This window comes from Dactylosporangium sp. NPDC051485 (assembly GCF_040682015.1).
Lineage (GTDB): Bacteria > Actinomycetota > Actinomycetes > Mycobacteriales > Micromonosporaceae > Dactylosporangium.
The window spans coordinates 98118-120455 of the sequence record NZ_JBFAZW010000014.1 but is presented as its reverse complement, the minus strand read 5'-3'; the positions used below and the strand labels follow the sequence as shown (position 1 = coordinate 120455).

20 protein-coding genes and 7 tRNA genes are annotated in these 22338 nt (G+C 73.6%); 15 read left to right on the top strand and 12 right to left on the bottom strand.

From position 1 onward, the window contains the following. Positions 1 to 6 precede the first annotated feature (6 nt). The 7 genes from AB0M46_RS10790 (at position 7) to AB0M46_RS10760 (ending at position 684) form a co-directional block, all read left to right on the top strand. Positions 7 to 80 (top strand) — tRNA-Gly (locus tag AB0M46_RS10790). Positions 81 to 90: 10 nt separating this feature from the next. Then, positions 91 to 163: transfer RNA gene (locus tag AB0M46_RS10785), tRNA-Leu, on the top strand. A 47-nt stretch (positions 164 to 210) separates the two neighbouring features. Next, positions 211 to 285: transfer RNA gene (locus AB0M46_RS10780), tRNA-Glu, on the top strand. 4 nt (positions 286 to 289) lie between these two features. Continuing rightward, a tRNA-Lys gene (locus AB0M46_RS10775) sits at positions 290 to 361 on the top strand. 2 nt (positions 362 to 363) lie between these two features. After that, positions 364 to 443, top strand: a tRNA-Met gene (locus tag AB0M46_RS10770). 59 nt (positions 444 to 502) lie between these two features. Further along, positions 503 to 583: transfer RNA gene (locus tag AB0M46_RS10765), tRNA-Tyr, on the top strand. A gap of 30 nt (positions 584 to 613) precedes the next feature. Continuing rightward, positions 614 to 684, top strand: a tRNA-Cys gene (locus tag AB0M46_RS10760). A gap of 199 nt (positions 685 to 883) precedes the next feature. Here the strand turns inward: AB0M46_RS10760 and AB0M46_RS10755 are convergent. Beyond that, positions 884 to 1633 carry a hypothetical protein gene (locus tag AB0M46_RS10755; protein ID WP_363334659.1) on the bottom strand — a complete coding sequence of 250 codons (750 nt, stop codon included), beginning with the start codon at positions 1631 to 1633 and terminating at the stop codon, positions 884 to 886. Continuing rightward, a complete protein-coding gene (locus AB0M46_RS10750) occupies positions 1630 to 2136 on the bottom strand; it encodes a SigE family RNA polymerase sigma factor (protein WP_363334657.1) in 507 nt (168 codons plus the stop codon). The genes AB0M46_RS10755 and AB0M46_RS10750 overlap by 4 nt, the downstream gene beginning before the upstream one ends. A 94-nt stretch (positions 2137 to 2230) precedes the next feature. Here AB0M46_RS10750 and AB0M46_RS10745 point away from each other — a divergent pair, with 94 nt between their 5' ends. Beyond that, positions 2231 to 3811, top strand: coding sequence for an LLM class flavin-dependent oxidoreductase (locus AB0M46_RS10745; protein ID WP_363334655.1), 1581 nt, complete (start codon positions 2231 to 2233; stop codon positions 3809 to 3811). On the opposite strand, the gene AB0M46_RS10740 is transcribed toward AB0M46_RS10745, so the two are convergent. Both AB0M46_RS10740 and AB0M46_RS10735 read right to left on the bottom strand, forming a co-directional pair. After that, on the bottom strand, positions 3796 to 4722 hold the full coding sequence (locus tag AB0M46_RS10740; protein WP_363334653.1) for an SDR family NAD(P)-dependent oxidoreductase: 927 nt from the start codon (positions 4720 to 4722) through the stop codon (positions 3796 to 3798). The two genes, AB0M46_RS10745 and AB0M46_RS10740, sit on opposite strands and share 16 nt — an antisense overlap. Continuing rightward, positions 4719 to 5639, bottom strand: coding sequence for an SDR family NAD(P)-dependent oxidoreductase (locus tag AB0M46_RS10735; protein WP_363334651.1), 921 nt, complete (start codon positions 5637 to 5639; stop codon positions 4719 to 4721). Before AB0M46_RS10735 ends, AB0M46_RS10740 begins: the two co-directional genes overlap by 4 nt. Positions 5640 to 5744: 105 nt before the next feature. Here AB0M46_RS10735 and AB0M46_RS10730 point away from each other — a divergent pair, with 105 nt between their 5' ends. Further along, complete coding sequence (locus tag AB0M46_RS10730; RefSeq protein WP_363334649.1) at positions 5745 to 6308, top strand: TetR/AcrR family transcriptional regulator; 564 nt, start codon at positions 5745 to 5747, stop codon at positions 6306 to 6308. Between the two features lie 16 nt (positions 6309 to 6324). On the opposite strand, the gene AB0M46_RS10725 is transcribed toward AB0M46_RS10730, so the two are convergent. After that, positions 6325 to 7056, bottom strand: coding sequence for a class I SAM-dependent methyltransferase (locus AB0M46_RS10725; RefSeq protein WP_363334647.1), 732 nt, complete (start codon positions 7054 to 7056; stop codon positions 6325 to 6327). Positions 7057 to 7166: 110 nt separating this feature from the next. Here AB0M46_RS10725 and AB0M46_RS10720 point away from each other — a divergent pair, with 110 nt between their 5' ends. Further along, entirely contained in the window at positions 7167 to 7829 is a 663-nt protein-coding gene (locus tag AB0M46_RS10720; protein ID WP_363334645.1) for a hypothetical protein, read from the top strand. A 2-nt stretch (positions 7830 to 7831) separates the two neighbouring features. Further along, positions 7832 to 8416 carry a DUF4240 domain-containing protein gene (locus tag AB0M46_RS10715; protein ID WP_363334643.1) on the top strand — a complete coding sequence of 195 codons (585 nt, stop codon included), beginning with the start codon at positions 7832 to 7834 and terminating at the stop codon, positions 8414 to 8416. Between the two features lie 153 nt (positions 8417 to 8569). Here AB0M46_RS10715 and AB0M46_RS10710 read toward each other — a convergent pair whose 3' ends face one another. The 3 genes from AB0M46_RS10710 to AB0M46_RS10700 all read right to left on the bottom strand — a co-directional run bounded on the left by AB0M46_RS10710 (position 8570) and on the right by AB0M46_RS10700 (position 12817). Next, a complete protein-coding gene (locus AB0M46_RS10710) occupies positions 8570 to 9829 on the bottom strand; it encodes a YncE family protein (protein ID WP_363334641.1) in 1260 nt (419 codons plus the stop codon). A gap of 111 nt (positions 9830 to 9940) precedes the next feature. Then, positions 9941 to 11968: a methyl-accepting chemotaxis protein gene (locus AB0M46_RS10705; protein ID WP_363334639.1), complete on the bottom strand. Its 2028-nt coding sequence runs from the start codon at positions 11966 to 11968 to the stop codon at positions 9941 to 9943. 75 nt (positions 11969 to 12043) lie between these two features. Then, on the bottom strand, positions 12044 to 12817 hold the full coding sequence (locus AB0M46_RS10700) for an NlpC/P60 family protein (protein WP_363334638.1): 774 nt from the start codon (positions 12815 to 12817) through the stop codon (positions 12044 to 12046). 292 nt (positions 12818 to 13109) lie between these two features. On the opposite strand from AB0M46_RS10700, the gene AB0M46_RS10695 reads away from it, so the two are divergent. Then, the gene (locus AB0M46_RS10695) at positions 13110 to 14438 is read left to right on the top strand and encodes an extracellular solute-binding protein (RefSeq protein ID WP_363334636.1); all 1329 of its coding nucleotides are present in this window, start codon (positions 13110 to 13112) and stop codon (positions 14436 to 14438) included. Positions 14439 to 14468: 30 nt separating this feature from the next. After that, entirely contained in the window at positions 14469 to 15773 is a 1305-nt protein-coding gene (locus tag AB0M46_RS10690) for a diguanylate cyclase (RefSeq protein ID WP_363334634.1), read from the top strand. 19 nt (positions 15774 to 15792) lie between these two features. Here AB0M46_RS10690 and AB0M46_RS10685 read toward each other — a convergent pair whose 3' ends face one another. Further along, entirely contained in the window at positions 15793 to 18000 is a 2208-nt protein-coding gene (locus AB0M46_RS10685) for a DUF4132 domain-containing protein (RefSeq protein WP_363334632.1), read from the bottom strand. A 91-nt stretch (positions 18001 to 18091) separates the two neighbouring features. On the opposite strand from AB0M46_RS10685, the gene AB0M46_RS10680 reads away from it, so the two are divergent. Together AB0M46_RS10680 and AB0M46_RS10675 are read left to right on the top strand one after the other, a co-directional pair. After that, a complete protein-coding gene (locus tag AB0M46_RS10680; RefSeq protein ID WP_363334630.1) occupies positions 18092 to 18733 on the top strand; it encodes a HEAT repeat domain-containing protein in 642 nt (213 codons plus the stop codon). Continuing rightward, positions 18720 to 19721, top strand: a complete 1002-nt coding sequence (locus AB0M46_RS10675) for a HEAT repeat domain-containing protein (protein ID WP_363334703.1) — start codon at positions 18720 to 18722, stop codon at positions 19719 to 19721. Before AB0M46_RS10680 ends, AB0M46_RS10675 begins: the two co-directional genes overlap by 14 nt. A gap of 19 nt (positions 19722 to 19740) precedes the next feature. On the opposite strand, the gene AB0M46_RS10670 is transcribed toward AB0M46_RS10675, so the two are convergent. From AB0M46_RS10670 to AB0M46_RS10660, 3 genes are all read right to left on the bottom strand, one after another. Then, the gene (locus AB0M46_RS10670; RefSeq protein ID WP_363334628.1) at positions 19741 to 20550 is read right to left on the bottom strand and encodes a hypothetical protein; all 810 of its coding nucleotides are present in this window, start codon (positions 20548 to 20550) and stop codon (positions 19741 to 19743) included. 139 nt (positions 20551 to 20689) lie between these two features. Then, positions 20690 to 21517 carry a transglutaminase-like domain-containing protein gene (locus tag AB0M46_RS10665; RefSeq protein ID WP_363334626.1) on the bottom strand — a complete coding sequence of 276 codons (828 nt, stop codon included), beginning with the start codon at positions 21515 to 21517 and terminating at the stop codon, positions 20690 to 20692. A gap of 9 nt (positions 21518 to 21526) precedes the next feature. Beyond that, entirely contained in the window at positions 21527 to 22336 is an 810-nt protein-coding gene (locus AB0M46_RS10660) for a serine hydrolase (protein WP_363334624.1), read from the bottom strand. Between the last annotated feature and the right edge of the window lie 2 nt (positions 22337 to 22338).

The following is a 22338-nucleotide window of genomic DNA, read 5'->3' as shown; positions in this document are numbered from 1 at the left end:
AAACATGCGGTTGTAGCTCAGTCAGGTAGAGCGTCGCCTTGCCATGGCGAAGGTCCCGGGTTCAAGTCCCGGCTGCCGCTCGGTTTCCATGCCCTCGTAGCCCAAAGGTAGAGGCACGACGTTGAGGACGTCGACGGTGCGCGTTCGACTCGCGCCGGGGGTACGCACGGCACCATCAGCACGGCACCATCAGCACGGCAACATCGGCACGGCGCGGTGGACGAATTGGGAGAGTCGCCTGGTTTTCACCCAGGACACGTGCGGGTTCGAGTCCCGTCCGCGCTTCCGCGCGCCGCTAGCTCAACGGTAGAGCGCCCGGCTTTTCACCGGTTGGTTCGGGGTTCGAGTCCCTGGCGGCGCACTCGCAGGGTAGAGGAGTTCGGTCGTCCTCGCCGGTCTCATAAGCCGGAGATCGCGGTGTTCAAATCCCGCCCCTGCCACCACGTGCAACACACCACGCGAGCTCGGCCCGGCAGCGACGGGGGCCGGCCGGGCTCGCCCCGCGGGTGCGCCGACGTAGGAGAGTCGGGGCTGGCTGTAACCCAGTCGCATTGCTGAGGGGGTTCGAATCCCTCCACCCGCACGCGCGGACCAAGCGCGGCAGTACCGGCACGACCATGTACCCAAGTGGCCAGGGGACCGCCTGCAAAGCGGTAGACGCCGGTTCGAGTCCGGCCATGGTCTCACCGAACGTGTGTCATCCACTGTGGACTGTCCAGCCGCAGGCTGAGCGCTGGCTGCTCGGCCGCCCCTCATAAGGGTGGAGTGCCCGGATCGACACCGGGGCCTGCGACGCCACTGTCATGCGCCCGTCGAGGACGCCGGCCCCTGACCCCGGCCCAACTCGACGCGATCGAGGCCTTCGCCCGTGCCGGGCCCGGGCTCAGGGATACAGCGTGACCCGGTAGTCCAGGGCGATCGCCGTCACCTGGGTGCGGCCGATCCGGGGCTCCGCGCCCAGGAACTGCACGCCCACGGTCACGGTCTCGCCGTTGCTCCGGTCGACGTACACGACGAAGGTGGCCCCGCCCTGGACCTCGCCCGTCGTCAGCCGGGTGACGATCCGCTCGCCGCCGGATCCCTGCTGCGTGTCGCAGGAGGTGTGCGGCCCGGCGCCGGCCGGGTCACCCGGCGACGGCGGGGTCGACGTCGGCGTGCAGGTGCTGGCGGCGGACCGGCGCATCACGTGCACCCACAGCGTCGCCGGCCGCCCGTCGACCGTCAGCCCCTGCGTGCTCTGGTAGGACAGCGACGGCCCGTCGACCCGTTCGACCTCCAGCGGGGCGTCCAGGTGCGCGTCCGGCAGGCCCGTCCGGATCGCCGCGGCGATGCCCTCGGTCAGCCGGGCCCGCGCCCGCTCGGCCGGCTCCGGCGGCTCCGCTCCCATCAGGCTGCGCGCCTGCGAGGCGCTCGCGGCGGACGTCGGCGCGGCGGGCGCCGGGCCGGGCGGCGGGGGCGAGGACAGTGCGGCCGTCATCGTGGCCACCACCGCGAGGGTCGCGGCCGCGGCGCCGGCGCCGGCCAGTCGCCGCATCAGGACCCGGCGGCGGTACCGCACGATCAGCTCCTCGACCGAATGCCGCGGCGCCGGCTCGTGCCCGATGGTCTCGTCGAACAGGCTGCGGTACGTCATGACTCCCTCACCGGCACGAGAGCGCGCAGCGTCTCCAGCCCGCGCGCCGTCTGGCTCTTCACGGTCCCGACCGAGATGCCCAGCGCCTCGGCGGTCTCCTCCACGGACAGGTCGCAGTAGAAGCGCAGCACCAGCACGGCCCGACGGCGGGCGCCGAGCTGGCCGAGGTACGCGTCCAGGGTCAGCCGGTCGACCGTGCCCTCCTCGGGCGTCGCCGGTCCGGCCGGGCCGGCCCGCTCGGCGTCGAGCTCCGCCGGATGCTCGCGCCGCCACGGCCGCCGCCGCTCGTCCAGCAGGGCGCGGACGAGCATCGTGTTGACGTACGCGTCCAGGCTGGCGATCCCCGCCCGGCGCGGCCACTGGCGGTACAGCTTGCCCAGCACGGTGGCGACGAGGTCGTCGGCCAGGTCCCAGTCGCGGCCCAGCAGGTAGGCGGTGCGCCGCCAGCCCGCCATGCGCGCGGTCGCGAACTCGCGGAACTCGGCCTCGTCCGGTGCCCTCATGCCGTAGAAGACGGAACCACCCGCGGGTCCGGTTGCCGGTACCGTGAGACGAACCACTTTGCGCCCGGAACGTTCTGCATGACATATTATCTGCATGACAGACTATGGCCACGACCTGAGCTTCGGGACCTTCCTGCCGCCCGATGCCGCCGGCGCCGCGGAGACGCTGCGGCTCGCCGCGCGCACCGAGGAGCTCGGGCTGGACATGACCAGCGTGCAGGACCACCCGTACCAGGCGCGCTTCCTCGACGCCTGGACCCTGCTGACCGCGATCGCGGCGCAGACCGAGCGCATCTGCGTGTTCCCCAACGTGGCCAACCTGCCGCTGCGCCCGCCGGCCGTGCTCGCGCGGGCCGCGGCCAGCCTCGACCTGATCAGCGGCGGCCGGGTGGAGCTGGGGCTGGGCGCGGGCGCGTTCTGGGACGCGGTGGCCGGCCTGGGCGGCCCCCGGCGCAGCCCGGCCGAGTCGCTGCAGGCTCTCGAGGAGGCGATCGCCGTCATCCGCGCGCTGTGGAGCGACGCGCGCTCGGCCCGGGTCGGCGGGGACTTCTACACCCTCGACGGCGCCCACCCCGGGCCCGGCGCCGCCCACGACATCGGCATCTGGGTCGGCGGCTACAAGCCGCGGATGCTCGCGCTGATCGGGCGGGCGGCCGACGGGTGGCTGCCCAGCGCGCCGTACCTGCCGCCGGAGCAGCTCGGCGAGGCCAACCGGCGCATCGACGAGGCCGCGGTGGCGGCGGGGCGGCGGCCGCAGGACGTGCGGCGGCTGTACAACATCGGCGGGACGTTCCGCGGCGACGGGCGGGAGTTCCTGCAGGGGCCGCCGAAGGTCTGGGTCGAGCAGCTGGCTGAGCTGGCGGTGACCGAGGGGATGAGCGCCTTCATCCTGATGGTCTCCGCGGGCGGCGACGCCGACCTGGAGCGCTTCGCCCTGGAGGTCGCCCCCGCGGTCCGCGAGCTGGTGGCCGCGGAGCGCTCGCACGGCGGTGCGATCGGCAAATCCGACGCATCAGACGTATCCGGCGACATCGTGGAGGTCGCCGCGCCGGCGCCCGCCGTCGTCCGGGTGCGCAACGAGACGCTCGCGACGCCCACGCCCGATGACGGGGTCCGGCTCTCGGGCGAGCGGCTGTGGGACGAGGCCGAGCGCCCGGCCGGCCCCGAGAGCGACCTGAGCGTCGCCTACAACGCCCGCCAGCGCGCCTCCGGCCAGCACCTCGTCGACGTGCACAACCACCTGCGCCAGGAGCTGGCGCAGGTGCGCGACCTCGTCGACCAGGTCACGGCCGGGGCCATCGACCTCGGCCTGGCCCGCTCGATGATCAACACGATGGCGATGCGGCAGAACAACTGGACGCTCGGCACGTACTGCGAGAGTTACTGCCGGGTCGTCACCACGCACCACACCATCGAGGACGTCAGCCTGTTCCCGCGCCTGCGGGCGGCCGACCCCCGGCTCGTGCCGGTGGTCGACCGCCTCGAGGCGGAGCACCACGTCATCGCCGAGGTCCTCGAGCGCGTCGACGCGGCGCTGGTGGCGATGGTCACCGATCCGGAGGGCATCGCCAGGGTGCAGGAGGCGGTCGACCTGCTCACCGACACGCTCCTGTCGCATCTGGCGTACGAGGAGCGCGAGCTGATCGAGCCGCTGAGCCGCTACAACGTGCTCTGAATCGTCGCCACGGACACGTCCCACAGCCGGGCGGCCGCCTCCGGGTCCAGCGCGTAGGGCGCGACCCCGGTGCGCTCGCCCGGCACGTTGGGCCTGGCCTCCTGGCAGTCCTCGTAGTACTTCCCGCCGACGCCCGCCACGGTGGGGGAGGCGGCCAGCAGCACCGACGTCGCCGCGCCCTGCTCCACGCTCTTCCAGCTGAGCTCCTGTCCGGTGCTGGCCTTGATGCCGCGGGCCAGTTCGTCGATGTCGACGTGCCGCTGCAGGTTCGTGCGGATCCCGCCGGGGTGCAGCGCGTTGACCCGGATGCCGTCGCCGGACCAGCGCCGGTCGGCCTCCACGGCGAAGAGGATGTTCGCCGTCTTCGACTGCCCGTAGGCCAGCCACGGCTCGTACTCGCGCCGCTCGAAGTGGATGTCCTCGAACACTACGCCCGAGCGCAGGTGCGCGGCGGAGGCGACGGCCACGACCCGGGCGCCGCCCGCCGCCCGCAGGGCCGGCAGCAGGCCGGTGGCGAGCGCGAAGTGGCCGAGGTGGTTGGTGGCGAACTGCAGCTCCCAGCCCTGCGGCGTGCGGCCCAGCGGCGAGGCCATGACGCCCGCGTTGTTGACGAGGATGTGCAGCGGCCCCTCCCAGCCGGCCGTGAACGCCCGCACGGAGGCCTGGTCGGCCAGGTCGAGCGGGGCGACGTGGACCTGCTTGTTGCCGGTGGCGGCCACGAGATCGGCCGCGGTGCGCTCGCCGGCCTCGGCGTTGCGCACCGCGATGGTCACCTCGGCGCCCGCGGCGGCCAGGGTCCGCGCGGTCTCCACGCCGATGCCGGAGGCGCCGCCGGTGACGACGGCCCGGCGCCCGGTGAGGTCGACGCCGTCGAGCACCTCGGCGGCGGTGGTCTGTGCTGTGAAGCTCACGATGACTCCTTGACCAGGGACGTGGTGACAGCCCAGAGGCGCTCGGCGGCCTCGGGGTCGAGTGCGTAGGGGGCGACGCCGCTGAAGGCGCCGGGTTCGGTGACGGGCGCCTCGGCGCAGTCCTCGAAGTAGCGGCCGCCGACGCCGTCCACGGTGGCCAGCAGGACCGAGGTGGCCGCGCCCTGCTCGGTGGTCTTGAACCGGCGCGGCCGGTCTCCGAGGGCCGCCTTGGCCATCCGGTCCAGCTCCTCGCGCGGCACGTGCCGCTGCAGGTTGGTCCGGATCGAGCCGGGGTGCAGCGCGTTGACCCGGATGCCGTCGCCGGACCAGCGCCGGTCGGCCTCGACGGCGAAGAGGATGTTCGCCGTCTTCGACTGCCCGTAGGCCGGCCATGGCTCGTACTCGCGCCGCTCGTACTGGATGTCGTCGAAGACGACGGGGGAGTAGTGGTGGGCGCTGGAGCTGACCGCGACCACCCGGGCGCCGTCCGCGGCCCGCAGCGCCGGCAGCAGGCCGGTGGCGAGCGCGAAGTGGCCCACGTGGTTGGTGGCGAACTGCAGCTCCCAGCCCTCCGGCGTGCGCCCGAGCGGGCAGGCCATGACGCCCGCGTTGTTGACGAGAATGTGCAGCGGGCCGTCCCAGCCGCTGACGAACGCGCGCACGGATGCGCGGCCGGCGAGGTCGAGCGGGGCGACGTGCACCCCCTTGTTGCCGGTGGTGTCGACGATGTCGGCGGCGGTGCGCCCGCCCGCGGCGGGGTCGCGCACGGCGAGGGTCACCTCGGCGCCCGCCCCGGCCAGGGCCCGCGCGGTCTCGACGCCGATTCCCGAGGCGCCGCCCGTGACGACGGCCCGCCGGCCGGACAGGTCGACCCCGTCGAGCACCTCGGCGGCAGTCGTGTCGAATCCGAAGGTCATGATCTTTCCCTTCGAGGCTCAGCGGTACGATATGAACCGGAGGATCCTCCAGATGCCTCAACCGTAACCGGAGGAGCCTCCGATTCATCCCCCCTGGAGTGTGACGTGACCCACCCCGAGACCGCCCGTCCCCTGCGCGCGGACGCCCGGCGCAACCGCGAGCGCCTGCTGGAGGCCGCCCTGAAGGCGTTCTCGGGCACGGACTCGGCCGCCGGGGTGAGCCTGGAGGGGGTGGCCCGCGCCGCCGGGGTCGGCATCGGCACGCTCTACCGGCATTTTCCGACCCGGGAGGCGCTGATCGAGGAGGTGTACCGCGCGGAGCTCGCCCGGCTGTGCGACGCCGCCCCGCGCCTTCGCGCGCAGCTGCCCCCCGCCGAGGCCCTGCGCGCCTGGATGGACGGCTACATCGACTACATGGCGACCAAGCATGGCCTGGCGGAGGCGCTACGCGAGGTCATCGCGGCCGGCGGCCAGCCCTTCGCGCAGAGCCGGGACCTGCTCGTCGGCGCGGTTTCGGGCCTGCTGGGAGACGGTCTGCGCGCGGACGTGGACCCGCTGGACGTGCTCACGGCGCTCACCGGCGTCTCCCTGGCGGCCGGCGGACCGGAGCGGCGCGAGCAGGCCGGCCGCCTCCTGGACCTGCTGGTCGACGGGCTGCGCGCGCGCTGAACGTCGGCCGTTCCCGCTATGGCTTTCGAGCCAGCGTCAGGGTGCCCCGCAGGTCCAGCACGATCTCCCCGCCGATCCGGTCGAGGGCCGCCGCCAGCGCCTCGATGGTCCGCTCCTGGTCGGCCGGGCTCTTCGCGCGGAACGGCCCGAAGGTGCGGACCAGGCGGAGGTACTGCCCGGCCGCCATCGGCAGGTGCCGGCTGGACCGCTCGAGCCGCACGCCGGTGAAGCACCCCGACCCGCGGATGTCGTCGAAGGCCTCGGTTTCCGGCCGTACCGCGGAAGCCCGCCCCTCCAGCGCGAGGAACGCGGCGTCGATGGCCGCGGCGTGCGCCGGATCGGCGTAGGCGTAGCGGTGCCCGAAGACCGCGAGGGTCCCGCCCGGCCGAAGGGCCTCGGCCGCCAGCCGGCACCGCCGCCCCGGATCCAGCCAGTGCCACGCCAGCGCGCACCCGAGCACGTCGGCCGGCTCGACCCGGGCCTCCTCGAACGGCGCGACCACCACCTCCGCGGCCGGGAATCGCGAGCGCAGCACCGCCGCCATCCGCTCGTCCGGCTCGACGCAGGTCAGCTCCCCGCCGAGGCGGGCCAGCACCTCGGTGCCCTTGCCGGTCCCGGCCCCGACCTCCAGCACCCGCCCGGGCGGGGCGCCGTGGTAGCCGGCGATCGCGCGGGCCAGCGCCGGCGCGTCGTAGCCGGGCCGGGCATCGTCATAGATGTCCGCCACCTCGCCGAACCGCGTCGCCATGCCGCCATCACCCTCTCACCCTGATGCTTTCACGTTGCTCGATGCCGCAGGGGCCGCGCCGGGCGACTCGGGGCGGCGAACCGGGCCCGGCCCGTGGTATCAACTGCTCCGTGCTGGACGACGAGGACTCCGAGCCCCGCCGCTCCTGGGGGATCCTGATCGTGGCCGGGGCGATCGCCGCCCTGGTGCTGATCGGCGCCGCGCTGTACATCGGCCTGGACCTGCGCTCGGCCAACCAGACCGCGGCCGACCGCGCCGCCGAGGACGAGGCCCCCCGTCCGACGGCCACCGCGCTGACCCGCCTGCCGGCGAGCGTGGAGCGGTTCGAGGCGCTGGTCGGCGTACCGCTGGACCCCGACACGTCCGGCAAGACCGCCAGGGTGTTCGTCGACATGGCGCAGTTCGGCGGCAGCGGCGACCTCAGCGTCCTGATGTCCTACTCCGGCCCCGCCCTGTTCACCGTGACGTGCGAGGCCAACCCCGCCGTTGCAGGAACCGCGACCCCGCCCGAGCCCGGCGACGGCTCCCTGACCCTGAAGCAGGTAGACCGCGACCACGTCAAGGACTGCGCCGCCGCCACCCTGACCGACGACTGGTTCACGCAGCCGACCCTGCAATGGCTGGCCGGCCGCGCCCAGCCCGCCGCCGCCGACAACAAGCTCGCCCGCTGGTCCTGCGGCCCGGTCGCGATGGAGGCCCGCCAGTCCCCGTCCTACTTCGGCATCGTCGTCAAGGCCGGCCCGGGCGACCAGACCTGCGGTGCCGTGCAGTAACCGTGAACGCGGACGAGTTCTGGATGATCCTGGAGGCCTCGGCCCACGACGGCGCCACCCCCGACCGGCGCCTGGAGATTCTCCGGCAGCGCCTGTCGAGGGCCCCGCGCCGCCACCTGCTCGACTGGGCACAGCTGCTGGACGCCACCCGCAAGCCGGCCGACACCGCCCGGCTGTGGCGCGCCGCCGACATCATCATGCCCGGCCACAGCGGCACCGACGGCTTCCATGACTTCCAGATGTGGCTCGTCGGCCTGGGCCGCGCCGCCTACGAGGCCGCCGTCGCCGACCCGGACACCCTGGCCGCGGTCCCGGCCGTGCGCCGCCTGGCCGCCATCCCGTACGCCGACCGGACCGACGCGGACCTGCCGATGTGGCAGGAACTGGAGGGCGTCGCCGTCGAGATCGGGTTCGACCGCCCCGACCTGGACGGCGACGTGCGCGACATCCTGTTCGAGGAGCGTGCCGTCCTGGTCCGCTCCGGCCCCAACCCGGACGATCTGGCCTGGTTCCGCCTGAAGTCCACCGACCTGTCCCGCTACTACCCCCGCCTGTGGGCCCTCTTCGGCAGCCAGTGGCGCGACTGAAGGCACCGGCTGCCGAGGCGGGACTGCGCGGACCGACCTCGAAGCCGTGGCTGGCCGCGTCCGCCACCATGAAGAACAACTGCCCGGGGCCGCGGCCGGGCGCATCCGGCGGTGTCGGGCCTCGGCTGGTGTCATGCCCTGGGAGCCGCCGTGTCAGCGCAGGATGCCGGTGTGGCCGAGGGAGTACCGGCCGGGCTGCGGCCAGAAGCACAGCCCGTGCGGCTGGGCGCCGACCTTGATCCGGGCGAGCAGGTGCCCGTCATCCGTGGAGATGGCGTAGACCTCGCCGTTGTACCGGCCGGAAAGCCACAGGACCTTGCCGTCCGCCGAGACGCCGCCCATGTCCGGGCTGCCGCCACCGGGGATCTGCCACTTGGCGACGAGGGTGCCGGTGGCGAAGTCGAGGACCGACACCGAACCCTCGCCCCGGTTGGCGATGTAGAGGCGCTTCGAGTCGCGGCTGACGTACAGCCCATGCGCGCCGGCCCCGGTCGGCAGGAACATCCGCACGGTGAACGCGTCCCCGTCGAGGATCCACACGCCGGAGGTGTGCATGTCGGCGACGTACCAGGTGCGCCCGTCTGGGGTGATCTTGACATCCTGCGGCATCGCCCCGTCGCGTGGCAGGTGCAGCTGGCCGACCACCTCCTGACGCTGGACGTCCACCTTGATCAGGTCGCCGGAGAACTCGCAGGTCGCGATGAAGTAGCGGCCGTCGGCCGAGAAGTCGGCGTGGTTCACCCCAGAGCAGTTGACCGGCACCGATCGCACGATCGCCATCGTGTGCGGGTCCCGGAAGTCGATGCGGTGCAACAGCTCCGCCATAACCATCGCGAACCTGCCGTCGGGGGTGAAGTACAGATTGTACGGGTTTTCGACCGGGACGGGTGTTCCGAACGCGCCGGTCGCCGGGTCGATCGGGGTCAGTGTGTTGCCGTCGTTGTTGTTCACCCACAGCGTTCGCAGGTCCCAGGCCGGCACGACGTGCTGCGGTGCCTTGCCTACCTCGACCGTCTGGATGACCTTGTACGTCGCCGGGTCGATGACCGAGACGGTGTCGCTGCCAAGGTTCGGCACGTACACCCGGACGGGGTCGTTCCTGACCGCGCCGGCGAGCGCGCCGGGCCGGTCCGCGGCGTAGACGTCGCGCGAGTCGAGCAGCGGCGGCATGCCGGGCAGCGCGGCGCCCGGCCCGGTGGCCCCGCCCGAACTCCCGGGCGGCCCGGACGTGGCCATGCCGGGCATGTTCATTCCAGGCATGGCCTCCGGCGTGTGATGGTCGCCGGGGCTCGCGCTCTTCGGCGCGGGCGTGGCAGAACACGCACCCAGCAGCAGGACGGCGGCGGTGAGCGCGGTGAGCGCACCGGAGCGAAGGTGCCCAGGAGTCATCAGCCGGCCATGAGAGAGACTCACGATTGATCCGTTCGGTACGCCTTTGTTGGGTCTTGCGTACCACGGCGGCCGCCGCCGGATCCGGGTGATCGAGCGAGTTCCCCGTCATCGGATGACCCGTGCGGCAGCGGTTCAGCCGGTGGCGTTGACGAACCGCCGGATGCGGTCCACGGTGGCGGCGTCCGGGGCCAGGAACTGCAGGCCGACCTCGGTCTGGGCGCCCTGCGTGACGCAGTGCACGACCTGGGCGTGCAGCCGCACGGGGTTGCCCTCCATGGTCAGCTCGACCGAGACCGCGTCGCCGGTGCGCACCGGCACGTCGGCGTCGGCCTGGCAGCGCAGGCCGCCGGTGCTCAGGTCCATCAGCCGGGCGGCGACGAGCTCGGCGCCGCCGTCGATGCCGAAGCGGACCGGGCCGGAGGCGGCGATCCGCTCGGCGTGGCGCCGCTCCAGCCGCTCGGCCAGCGCCGACATGCCGTTGATGCGCTCCATGGTCTGCCCGACCCGGTCGGTGAGCCGCTCCACGGTGACGTACTGGGCCTGGGCCACGCTGTGCAGCACCTCGGTCGTCTCGCCGATGCCGGCGACCCCGGCGAGCATGTCCCGGATCGTGCCGGTCATCTGGGCCGCGGTGCGCTCCAGCTCGGCGATGGTGGCCGCGATCCGCTCGGTCGACTCGGCGGTGGTGCCGGCCAGGTCCTTGACCTCGTTGGCCACGACGGTGAAGCCGCGCCCGGCCTCGCCGGCCCGGGCCGCCTCGATGGTGGCGTTGAGGGCCAGCAGCCGGGTCTGCGCGGCGATGCCGGCGATGAGCTGGGTCGTCCCGTCGACCTGGCGCAGGCTGTCGCCCAGCGCCGCGACGACCCGCTCGGCCTCCGAGGCCCGCTCGACGACGGAGACGGTGGCCCGGTCGGCCTCGGTGACCCGCTCCTCGATCGTGCGGGCGGCCGTGCGCACCTCGCCGACCTGGTCCACGACGTCCTGCAGCTCGCCCGAGATGGCACCGACGGACTCGTCAACCACGCTCTGGGCCCGCTCGCGCAGCTGCCGCTGGCTCTCCCGCTGCTGCTCGAAGCTCGCGTGCAGCTGCTCCTCGCGCACCCGCTGGGCACCGCGCAGCTGCTCGTCCTGGTCGACCAGGCGCAGCCGGGAGCGTTCCAGGGCGCGGCCGATGTCGCCGAGCTCGTCGCGGCCGGAGGGCACCTCACGGGGGCCGAGGTCGCCCTCGGCGGTCGCGGTGACGGCGGAGACGGCGAGGTGGACGTCGTGCCGGGTGCGCCACCAGACCGAGGCGGCGAACCAGATCGCCATGACGGCGGTGACCGCGGTGACGGTGAGGTTGATCTTGCGGTCCCGGGAGAGGTTGGCCACGCGCGCGTCGAGCAGCCGCTGCAGCGCCCCGGTGGCCGGGTCCAGGGCCTGGCGCACCTTGGCCGCGGCGGCGCTCGCGTCGACCGGGCCGGGCGTGGCGAGGCCGGCGGTGAGCGTGCCCGACAGGGCGGACAGCGCGTCGGCGGCCGCGCTCATCGCGGTCAGGTCGCCGCCGAGGCCCGGGTCGGACGTGTGGCCGGTCGCGGTCTGAACCCCGGCGCGGATCGCCGTGGCCGCCGAGTCCAGCGCGCCGGCGTGCACGGCCCGGGCGGCCACCCGGTCGTCCAGGGCGGCCGTGGTGTCCGTGGCGGCGGCCGCCGTGGCGGCGGTGAGGGCCTTGGGCAGCTGCACGACGAGCGCGTCCATCACGTAGAAGGAGTCGAGGTCGGGGTCGAGGGTCAGGTTGGAGTTGTCGCCGGCCGCGGTGATGAGCGCCCCGATCGCCACGGCGGCGGCCGGCCCGCCCGACGTCGGCACCGCGGCCATCCGCTCGTCCAGCCGCAGCCGCGGGCGCGCGGAGACGAGGCTGCGCAGCCTGGTCAGGTCGGGGGTGCGGCCGGCCGCGAGGTCGGTCATCGCCGACAGCGCGGGCAGCACCACCTCGCTGCCGTCGTGCTCGGCGGCGGCGAGGCCGATCCGGCCGCCGACGGAGCCGGTGTACGCCCACGTGGTGCCCAGACCGGGCACCAGCAGTACCACCACCAGAACCGCCAACCGGGTGCTCGTGCGCACCCGGTCGGACAACCACAGGACCGGCACGAGCAGCGCGGGCCGGCGAGATCCGCTCATATCGGGCTGATCGGTCCGGGCGGGCACAAGGTGAGAGAAAGGGTGCCCGCCCGAAGGCCGGTCAGCGGAGTGGGCCTACAGGAAGCGGTACGCCGTGCCGCCGCGCACCGGGGCGACCCGGACGCCGGCGGACGGGTTGGCCGCCTCGACCATCTTGCCGTTGCCGATGTAGATGGCCACGTGCCCCGGCATGTGGATCACGTCGCCGGGCATCCACTGCCCGGACGGCACCCGCCGCCCGCGGGCCGCGATCTGCTCGCTCTGGTGCGGCAGCTTGATGCCGACCTTGGCGTAGGCGGCCATCACGAGGCCGCTGCAGTCGTACGTGTTCGGCCCCGCGGTGGCGTACACGTACCGCTTGCCGACCTGATCCAGCGCGAACGACACCACGGTGCCGGCGGCCCCGGACGGGGGCGCGATGCCGGCGGTCGACGACGACTTGCTCACGGTCGCCGACTTCCCGGACTTGGTGGGCGACGTCGACTTGCTCGTCGAGGTCGCCGGCTTCTTCGTCGCCGTCGTAGCGGGCGGCTTCGACGTGGTCTTCGGCGGGGCGGGCGCCGGAGGGGAGACCGGCCCGTCCGGCCGGACGGGTGCGATGGGTTCGAGGTGCACCCGGTGGGCGCGGTCGGCCTTCTCGTAGGCCGTGAGCAGGATCTCCTGCTCGGCGAGCGTCAGCGTGGCTGAGCCGCTGTCGGCGTTCACCGCGGCCGTCGCGGGTTTCGGGTTGGCGGCGGCCGCGGAGGGGCCGAGCCAGACGGTGTACAGGGCAAGGGCTGCGGTGCCTGCTGCGATGCGGTGCAGCGGCTGGCGAGCGTTCAGTTCGACTCCCGGACCGGCCCGGTGCACTCGCGCGTGTCTCGGGTGGAGCGCCACGATGATGCCGGCGCTGACCCGAAGTACCGGGCTAAACGGACATTTCCTCGGTTCGACCCCAGGGGGCCGTCGGCGACGCTACGAGCTATGCACGGCCTGTGTGGAGAGTCGTGACATTCCTCACCACCTATCTCACCCACACCCGTGCGGGTATCGGCCAAAATGTCCAACCGTTGCGGACAACCTTTTCCGGCCGTTAAGACGTCTTGGTTGCGCCTTTTTCGGCAGTCCGTTTCGCGCAATTTTCTGTGCTTATGCTGCCTTCATGGTTTTTGCAGCGGTACCGCGGATTGCGGCGCTGGCGACGGCCGCCGCGTTGCTGGGGGCGTGCGCCGGCTCCGACACCGGCGGGCCGGCCGCCGACGCGGGGTGTGCGGGGTTCGCGGCGTACCAGGGGCACCGCGGCACCACGGTCACCGTCCGGTCGTCGATCCGCGACGTGGAGGCGGACAAGCTCATCAAGGCGTGGGAGTCGTTCCAGACCTGCACCCGCATCACGATCGACTACTCCGGCAGCGCCGACTTCGAGGCCCAGCTGCCACGGGACGTTGCCGCCGGGAAGGCGCCGGACCTGGCGTTCTTCCCGCAGCCGGGGCTGCTCGCCGCGATGGCCCGCACCGGGAAGCTCGAGCCGGCCGCCAAGGCGACCGTGGAGAACGTCGACAAGTACTTCTCCGCCGACTGGAAGCGCTACGGGACCGTGGACGGGGTGCTGTACGGCGCGCCGATCGACGCCAACGTGAAGTCCTTCGTGTGGTACTCCCCGAAGTTCTTCGCCGCGCACGGGTACACCGTGCCGCGGACCTGGGACGAACTGCTCGGGCTCAGCGACCGCATCGCCGCCACCGGGATCAAGCCCTGGTGCGCCGGCATCGAGTCGGGCGGCGCGACGGGCTGGCCGGTCACCGACTGGCTGGAGGACACGCTGCTGCGCACCGCCGGGCCCTCCGTCTACGACGACTGGGTCGGGCACCGCATCCCCTTCGACGACTCGCGGGTGGTGGCCGCGCTCGACCGGGTCGGCGGGATCCTGCGCAACCCGAAGTACGTCAACGGAGGCTACGGCGGCGTCGAGAGCATCGCCACGACGGCATTCCAGGAGGGCGGCCTGCCGATCCTGCAGCACACCTGCGCCATGCACCGGCAGGCGTCGTTCTACGCCAACTGGTGGCCGGCCAACGCCTCCGTGGCCGAGGACGGCGACATCTACGCGTTCTACCTGCCGCCGGTCGACCCGGCCGCCGGTCGCCCGGTGCTGGGCGCCGGGGTGTTCGCCGGCGCGTTCGCCGACCGCCCCGAGGTGCAGGCGGTCGCCGCCTACCTGTCCACCCCCGACTTCGCCGACAACCGGGCCCGCACCGGCGGCGTGGTGAGCGCCAACAAGGAGCTGGACAAGTCCGTGCTGGGCAGCCCGATCGAGAAGCTGTCGGCGAGCCTGCTCACCGACCCCGGCGTCACCTTCCGCTTCGACGGCTCCGACCAGATGCCCGCCACCGTCGGCGCCGGCACGTTCTGGACCGGCATGACCGACTGGATCAAGGGCGCCGACACCGCTACCGTGCTGCACCGCATCGAGACCGGCTGGCCGGCTTGATCCGGCCGGTGCCGTGCCGATGATCGATCCATGCGAGGGTTGCGACGACGACTGGCCGATCTGCGGATCGCCACGAAGATCGTCAGCGTGTCCCTCGTCGTGACGGTCATCTTCCTGGCCTCCGGCATCTTCGGCCTGGTCAACCTCAACCGGCTGATCCACGAGCAGGACCGCGAGTACAACGTCAACGTCCGCGCCCTGGACGAGATGACCCACGTGCGCTCCAGCGTCGGCTCCCAGCTGGAGGCCGTCCTGGCGTACATCCTCTCGGACCCGGGCTTCTACCGGGACACCTACGCCGACGTCATCGTCCAGTCCGACCGCGACATCGACGCCCGCATCGCCACCCTGCGCGCCATCGACCTGCCGCAGCACGAGCGCACCGGCCTGCGCGGCTTCACCGCCACCGTCGGCATGTGGCGCACCGCCCGCGACGCCGCGCTGGACGCCGCCCGGACCGGCGACCAGCGCAAGGCCGCCGCCGTCGTGCTGGTCCGTTCGGAGTCCATCGCGCGGGCCGTGAAGGACCGCGCCGGCTCCTTCCTGGCCCAGCTGGTCGACGCCGTGGCCGAGGGCGCCAAACGGGCCAAGGCCAACGCCAGGCGCAACGCCCAGCTGACCGCCGGGCTGCTGGCCGCCGGCACCCTCACCGCGCTGCTGCTGTCCGCGCTCACCGCGCGGGCCATCTCCCGCCCGCTGCGCCAGGTCGTCGACGTGCTGGCCCGCGTGGCCCGCGGCGACCTGAGCCGCCGGGTCGAACTGGACCGCGACGACGAGGTCGGCCAGATCGGACGGTCCCTGAACGAGACCCTGGGCGTCCTGCGCAACGCCTTCGAGGAGGTGCACCACCGGGCCTCCCACGACGGCCTGACCGGCCTGGCCAACCGCGCCCTGCTGCGCGAGCGCATCGGCGCCGCCCGCGCGGACGCGGCCGGCGGCCGCCCGGTCGCCATGCTGCTCATCGACCTGGACGGGTTCAAGCAGGTCAACGACGTGCACGGCCACGCCGCCGGCGACCACCTCCTGACCGTGGTCGCCGGCCGCCTCCAGGCCGGCGTCCGCGGCGGCGACACGGTCGCCCGCCTGGGCGGCGACGAGTTCGCCGTCCTGCTCAACGACGTCGACACGGCCGAGGACGTCTGTGCCGTGGCCGAGCGGCTCCTTCGCGATCTGCAGCAGCCGACGGTGTACCGCGGCATCCACCTGACCCCGCGGGCGAGCGTCGGCGTTTCGCTGTGGGACGGTGCGATCCCCATCGATGCACTCATGCACGACGCGGACCAGGCCATGTACGCCGCCAAGACCGGCGGCAAGGGCCGCGTCGTGTACGCGTAGCCGGCCCTGCCGCCCCCGCTCAGCCCTGCAGCGTGCGGAGCTCGACCAGCAACTCCGACAGGGCGGCCGGATCGCAGCGCCCCATGGGGGTGCGCCGCGCGACCTGCCAGTGATCCGACCACGCGTCGTCGGCCCAGATCTCGGTGATCCGCTGTTCGTCGACGGTGTTGTAGGCCGACGTCGACACGCCCGGATCCAGCTCGACCAGCAGCGTCAGCCCGCCGGGCAGCTTGTGCGCCAGCTGGGTGTGCTGGCCTCTCGACGCGTGGTACGCGTTGCCCTGCCACCGTCCGTGCAGCAGCCCCCGGACCCGGTCCGTCGCCACCGGCCCGAATCCCGCCAGGCTCGTCGCCGCGCGCTGCGCCTCGGTGAGCGCGACCGCCGGGCGGTGCACCTGCGGGAAGGGCTGCAGCATCTCGTAGTCGACGAGGATCTGCGCCCAGCCGGCGAGGTCCCCGCCGAGCTCGGCCGGGTGCACGATCCCGAGCGGCGCGTCCGCGTCGACGGTCGCGGTCGCGTCGTGGACGTCCGCGAAGCTGTCGTCCTCCGCGATCCGCAGCGCCCGGACCAGACGCTTGCCCGGGTCGTACTCGCCCCACAGCAGCCGCCGCGCGACCGGGCCCAGGATCGGGTGCGGCAGCAGGACCTCCGGCAGATCGCGCGCCGGCCGCAGCCGATGCGCGAGCATGTCCCGCTCCAGGCGCGCGATGTGCGCCGCCGCGCTCGCCCGCAGTTCCTTCTTGAACCGCTGGAACTCCTGGTAGGCCTCGGGATTGGTGTCCTTGACGCCCGGCTTGGGCGGCCTGGCCAGGCGCCGCCCGTCCGCGCCCACGGCGTACGCGGTGAGGTGCTCGTCCGTGACGACCGTGAACGCGCGCGGCCCGTAGTCCACGGTGACCCCGGTGTCCAGCCCGTGCGTGATCGCCAGGCGGTCCGCCAGCTGCGGCACGGACAGCCCGCGCCGGGCGGCGGCCTGCGTGAGGTAGACCGTGACCCGTTCGTTCGTCGGGCCGCCCGACATGCCCTCCTCGATCGCCAGCAGGTGCCGCAACGACAGGTCCGTGCCGACGGTGGCCAGCACCGCGAATCCGTCGATCGCCCGCGCGTACCGGCTCTTCGGCGGCCACGACCGCGCCAGCGGCGCGAGCTTGTCCATCGTGGCGTCGTCGCCGATGTGTGCCTGCGCCAGCACCACCCACGCCTCCGACGCCGGCATGTCGTCCGCCAGCCACTCGTCCAGCAGCGCCCGCCCGAACTCCGCCAGGCTCGGTCCGTCGCAGGCCGCGATCAGCCCCGCCAGCTGCGGGTCGGCCGCGGATACCAGCGGCTGCGCGGCCGCCGACGCCTCGACGACCAGCGGCAGGCCGCCGCCGGGCGGCGCGGGGTCCCCGGGCGCCGGCTCCGGCGCCTCCGCCAGGCGTGCGCGGGTCAGCGCATCGACCAGCCGGGCGACCTCGTCCTGCGGCATCGTCCCGCCGCCGGCCAGCCGGATCGGCGGCAGCCGCTCGGGTCGCGTCCACGCCGGTGTCTTGCCCTTGCGCGCTTCCGGCCCGGCGTCGCCGGGGGCCGGCTCGATCAGGGCAGCGATTGCGGCGAGGGCGGCCGACCCGTACTCGTCGGCGGCCTTGACGACGATCTGACCGTGGCCGATCGAGGCCAGGTAGCGCAGCGCGTCCTCGGCGTTGCGTCGCGCCTTGCCCGGGCGCCCGGCCGCGGGCGGGATCAAGGCCCGCGCCGCGGTGTCGGCGTGCCGGCGCAGCCACAGCCGCGCCCACAGCCGCGCGGAACCGAGGTGCCGCAGCCAGCCCGCGACCAACGCGGCCGGCTCCGGTCCCTGGAACGGCAGCATCAGCAGCCCCCGGCGGTCGGCGTCACCCGCCTCGCTGAGCGCGAGCGCCAGCGCGTCCAGCTCGAACCGGGCGACCGCGACCCGGCCCACATCGATGCGCTGCCGGTGCCGCAGCAGCGTCGGCGCCGCGAGCAGCGCCCGCGCCGACGCCTCGGGCCCCTTCGCCACCAGCCACGAGACCTGCGGCAGGGTCAGCTCGGAGAGCCGGTCCGCGCCGGTCGCCGCCTTCACCCAGTCGGGCTGTTCCAGCCCGTGGTCGAGCGCCGCGGCCCGCGACCACCACAGGTCCCGCTCCCCGTCCTGCCACGCCATGACGGTCGGCTCCTCGCAGGCCAGCCCTTCGACCACGACCGGCTTGCGTCCCTGAGCCGCCGTCATCTGCTCCGCCCCCACGTTCGTTCGCTGTTGTCCGGTGAGCTTGACATTGTCACTGTGACAAGGCTTTGACTGGGTGCCGGAGGTGGTCCCCATGAACTCGGCACTGCTTGGCGCACTGGCCGCCAAGAGCTCGTCGACGCGGCTGAAGGCGGCCCTGGCGGCCGGCACGCATCCCGAGCCCGGCTTCGTCGACGCGCTCGTGGCACGATGCGCGGTCGAGCCGGACTTCTTCGTGCGCGACATGCTCACGTGGGCGCTGACCCGTCTCCCGCCGCAGGTCACGGTGCCGAAGCTGCTCGCGGAGCTGCGCTGCGAACGCGCACAGGCCCGCAGCCAGGCGCTGCACTCCCTGTCCAAGATCGGGGACCGCAGCGCGTGGCCGGCGATCACGCGGTCGCTGCTGCGCGACGTCGACGACGAGGTCGCGCGGGCCGCGTGGCGCGCCGCAGTCGTGCTCGTGCCCGAGGGGGAGAGGGAGGCGCTGGCCGCGGAGCTGGGCGCCCAGCTGGGCCGTGGTGACCGGGAGGTACGCCTGAGCCTGTGCCGTGCCCTCGCCGCGCTCGGCGACGTGGTGGAGCCGGTCCTGCGAACGGCGCTGACCCATCACGACCCGGAGGTGCGTGCGCATGCGAGCGCCACCGAGCGGCTCCTGCGCGATCCGGACGCCGGGATCGACCTTCCCGTCTTCGCGGTCGACCAGGACCGGCAGGATGGATCGCGTGCTGATCGGTGAGGTGGCGCGGCGCTCGGGGGTGAGCGCCCGGATGCTCAGGCACTACGACTCGCTCGGGCTGGTACGGCCGACGGGCCGCACCGTGGGCGGTTACCGGGAGTACACCCCCGACGACGTACGGCGGATCTTCTACGTGGAGGGTCTGCGGTCCCTCGGGCTGTCGCTGCGCCAGATCGCCCGCACGCTCGACGATGCGGGGTTCACCCCGTCCACGCTGGTCGGCGATCTCATCCGCAAGACCGAAGAGCGACTGAACCGGGAGCGCGAGCTCCTCGAGCGGCTCCGCACGTTCGAGGCGGCCGAGGTCGTCGGCTGGCAGGACGTCGCGCGCATCGTCGAGCTCCTGCACGGCCTCGGTTCGCCAAGTGCCGCGCGCCGGCAGCAGGCCGTCCTGGCCCCGGCCGAGCCCGCGTCGGTCCCCGCCGAACTGCTGGCCAAGGCCATCCTCACCGAGGCCGATCCGAACGTCGCCGGGGCGCTGCGGTGGGCCCTCGCGCGGGCCGGCGGTGACGGGGTGGCGAGCCTGGCATCCGGGCTGACCTCCGACGACCCCGAGGTCCGGCGGCGCGCGGTCCGGGCGCTCGCCGAGCTACCCTCCGCCGAGGCGACCGCGGTGCTCACCGACGCGCTCGACGACATGGACGCGACGATCCGCAGGCATGCCGCCCTCGCCCTGGGTGCGCGCGGCGTGACCCGAGCCGTGCCGACGCTGCTCGGCATGGTGGTCGAGGGCCCGAACGACGTCGAGGCCGCCGAGCTCCTGGGCGCGCTGGCGCGGGACCCGCAGTGGGCCGACCGGATCATGGGGGCGCTGGTCGACCAACTCGCCGCACCCGCCGCGGACTCCGCGGTGCGGGTGCGACTGGTCCAGGCGCTCGCGGAGATGCCGGGGAACGTTGCCCTGCCCGTCCTGCGGCAACTCGCCCACGACGACGACCGGCCCGTGGCCCTGCTCGCCTCGGCCCTCGTGCGCGCGCTCGAGACGTAGAGCTTGGCGGAGGAACCTCTCAGCTGAGCGGCGTTCGCAGGCCGCGAGCGGGGTACGCCTCGCTCGACCCGGCGTCCTGGGTGGCGCCGGGACCCGCGCCCCGGACGGCGGCGAGCGCGCCGAAGGCGATGCCCCAGGCCATGCTCAGCACCGACCAGACCGGCCCGAACCCGCCGGGCGTCCCCGGCCAGGCGAGGCAGACGAGGCCGAGATAGGCGGCCACCAGGCCGACCCCGATCCCGACGAACCGCCGGCCGCGCACCCGGCACGCCGCCGTCCCGCTCAGCACCACGAGGGCGAGGCCCACCGCGCCCTGCACGGCGTAGTGGTTGATCCCGATCGTGATGTCCTCGGGCAGCAGCCGCTCCCGGTTCGCCGCGTACATCGCATTGGCGTACGCCAGCCAGGGCAGCGCCCCGAGCCCGGCCAGGACCGCCAGCGGCCGGTCCACCCGGACCCCGCCCGCGGCGAGCGGCTCCCGCCCGGGCGCGAACGCCACGACGAGCGCCTCCGCGGCCACGGCCAGCGCGACGAGCACCAGGGCCCATTCCAGCGAGGCGGCGGCGGAGACCGCGAGGGTCGCCGCGACGCACAGCAACTGCACGACGGCGGGCGCCGACCGCCGGGGCCGCACCGCGACCCGGACGAAGGCCGCCGCGACGAGCACGGTGAACATCAGCCCCCAGCCGGCCTCCAGCGCCACCAGCCATCCCGGGTCCCACGTCACCGACAGGTCGATCACGCCGAACCCCGGAAAGATCAGCCACGACACCGCGAAGACGACCGCCGCAGCGCGGATACCGGCCGTCCGGAATGCCGCACCGGACACGCGCCCCACACCCACCCCTCTCACCGACGTTCGTGTCAGGTTGGCGGAAAACCGGGGCTATGGGCCAAGTTTGCCGACAACCCGACACGGGCGGGTGGCCGTGGACAGCGCGGCCGGTGTCGACCCTCGACGCCCAACCTCAGACCTTGACCCAGCCGTCGAAGCCGCTCGGGGACAAGCAGTGGACCCGGCCGTCGAGCCGCAGGTTGGGGTCGGTGCGGTAGCGCTCGGTCAGGGCGCGCTCGGCGGCGGCGTCGCCGCGGTCGGCGGACAGGAGGAGCTCGGCGAGGTTGTCGGCGGTGCGGTCGGTGATGGCGCCCCACTGGTCCCACAGCAGGACCTCGTCGCCGTTGCGGTGGGCGACCTCCAGGAGCACGGCGTCCAGGAGGTACTGGTGACCGCGGAACGGCAGGTGCGGGTCCACGCCGTAGCGGTCGGCGTCGATGATGCCGCGGCGGTGGGCGGTCCAGGCCTGGGCGGCGGTGATGAACTGGGGGACGTCGGCCGGGTCGAAGGGCACGTCGGCGGGGTCCAGCTGGGCGTCGGCCATCACCCAGCGGGTGCCGTTCCAGTATTCGGCCACGATGTGGTCGTAGTTCCAGTCCTCGGCGAAGTAGGGGGCGAAGCCGACCCTCGTGCGGGCCGGCACCCCGCGGCGGCGCAGGGTCGACACGGTGAGGATGGCGTAGTCGCGGCAGCAGCCGACCACGCGCTCGGCCTGGGGGCGGGGCGCGGTCAGCGGGCCGGGGAAGCGGGACTGGTCGAGCCGCAGGATGCGGCTCACCCAGCGGGCGTCGATCTCGCCGAGGCGGTCACCGGAGAAGGTGAGGCCGGCGCAGCGGTAGTGCACGACGAGGTTGCGCACGGCCGCCATCAGGGACGGCAGATCCTCGGGCAGGTCGTCCAGGAGCTCGCCGAACTCGCCGGGGTCGCTGAAGCGCGTCTGCTCGCGGTAGCGCTGCATCATGCATCGAACCTAACAACATTCCAGCATGATCCGCCCAAGCCGGGCGTGGGCGGCCGCGGCGGGGTGGGTGGGGCCGTAGTCGTCCTCGTCGCCCAGACCGCCGGCGAAGAGGGCATAGACGGCGCCGGGGTGGCCGCTCGGGGTGAAGACGATGCCGGCCTCGTGGCGGGCGGCGCCGCGCTCGTCCCGGTCGGCGCCGTGCTTGGTGGCCACGCGGGCGCGTTCGGCCGAGGACATGTCGTGGCGCACGCCGTCGTGGTAGCCGGCGGCGCCGCGCAGCACGCCCAGGAGGAACGAGGTGCTGGCCGGGGCGAGCAGGGCGCCGGTGACCAGGCGGGCGAGGAGGTCGTGGGTCTCGCGGGCGGTCGTGTCGCCCAGGAAGAACCGCGAGGGACCGGCCGGCTCGACCCGGGTGTGGACGAAGCCCTTGGCGGCCAGGATCTCGTTGATCTCGGCCGGCGGGACCAGGCGGCCGCACAGGCGCACCGCGGTGTTGTCGGAGACGAGCAGCAGGGCGGTGAGGACGCCGGCCACGGTGAGCTCGTCGCCCCAGACGGGCTGCAGGTGGTACAGGCCGCTGCCGCCCAGCACGTCACCCGGGCCGAGGCGGATCCGTTCGGCCAGGTCGAGCCCGCCGCGGTCGGACTTGTCGAGCAGGGCCACCGCGACGGCGAGCTTCTGGACGCTGTACCCCTTGATGACCCGCTCGTCGTCGTCCTCGACCACGGCGGTGCCCCCGACCGACACCCGGGCGTGCCAGTCCCCGCCGGCCAGGGCGCGCTGCCGCTCGTAGGCCCGGCGCAGGCGCGTGACGCTCACCA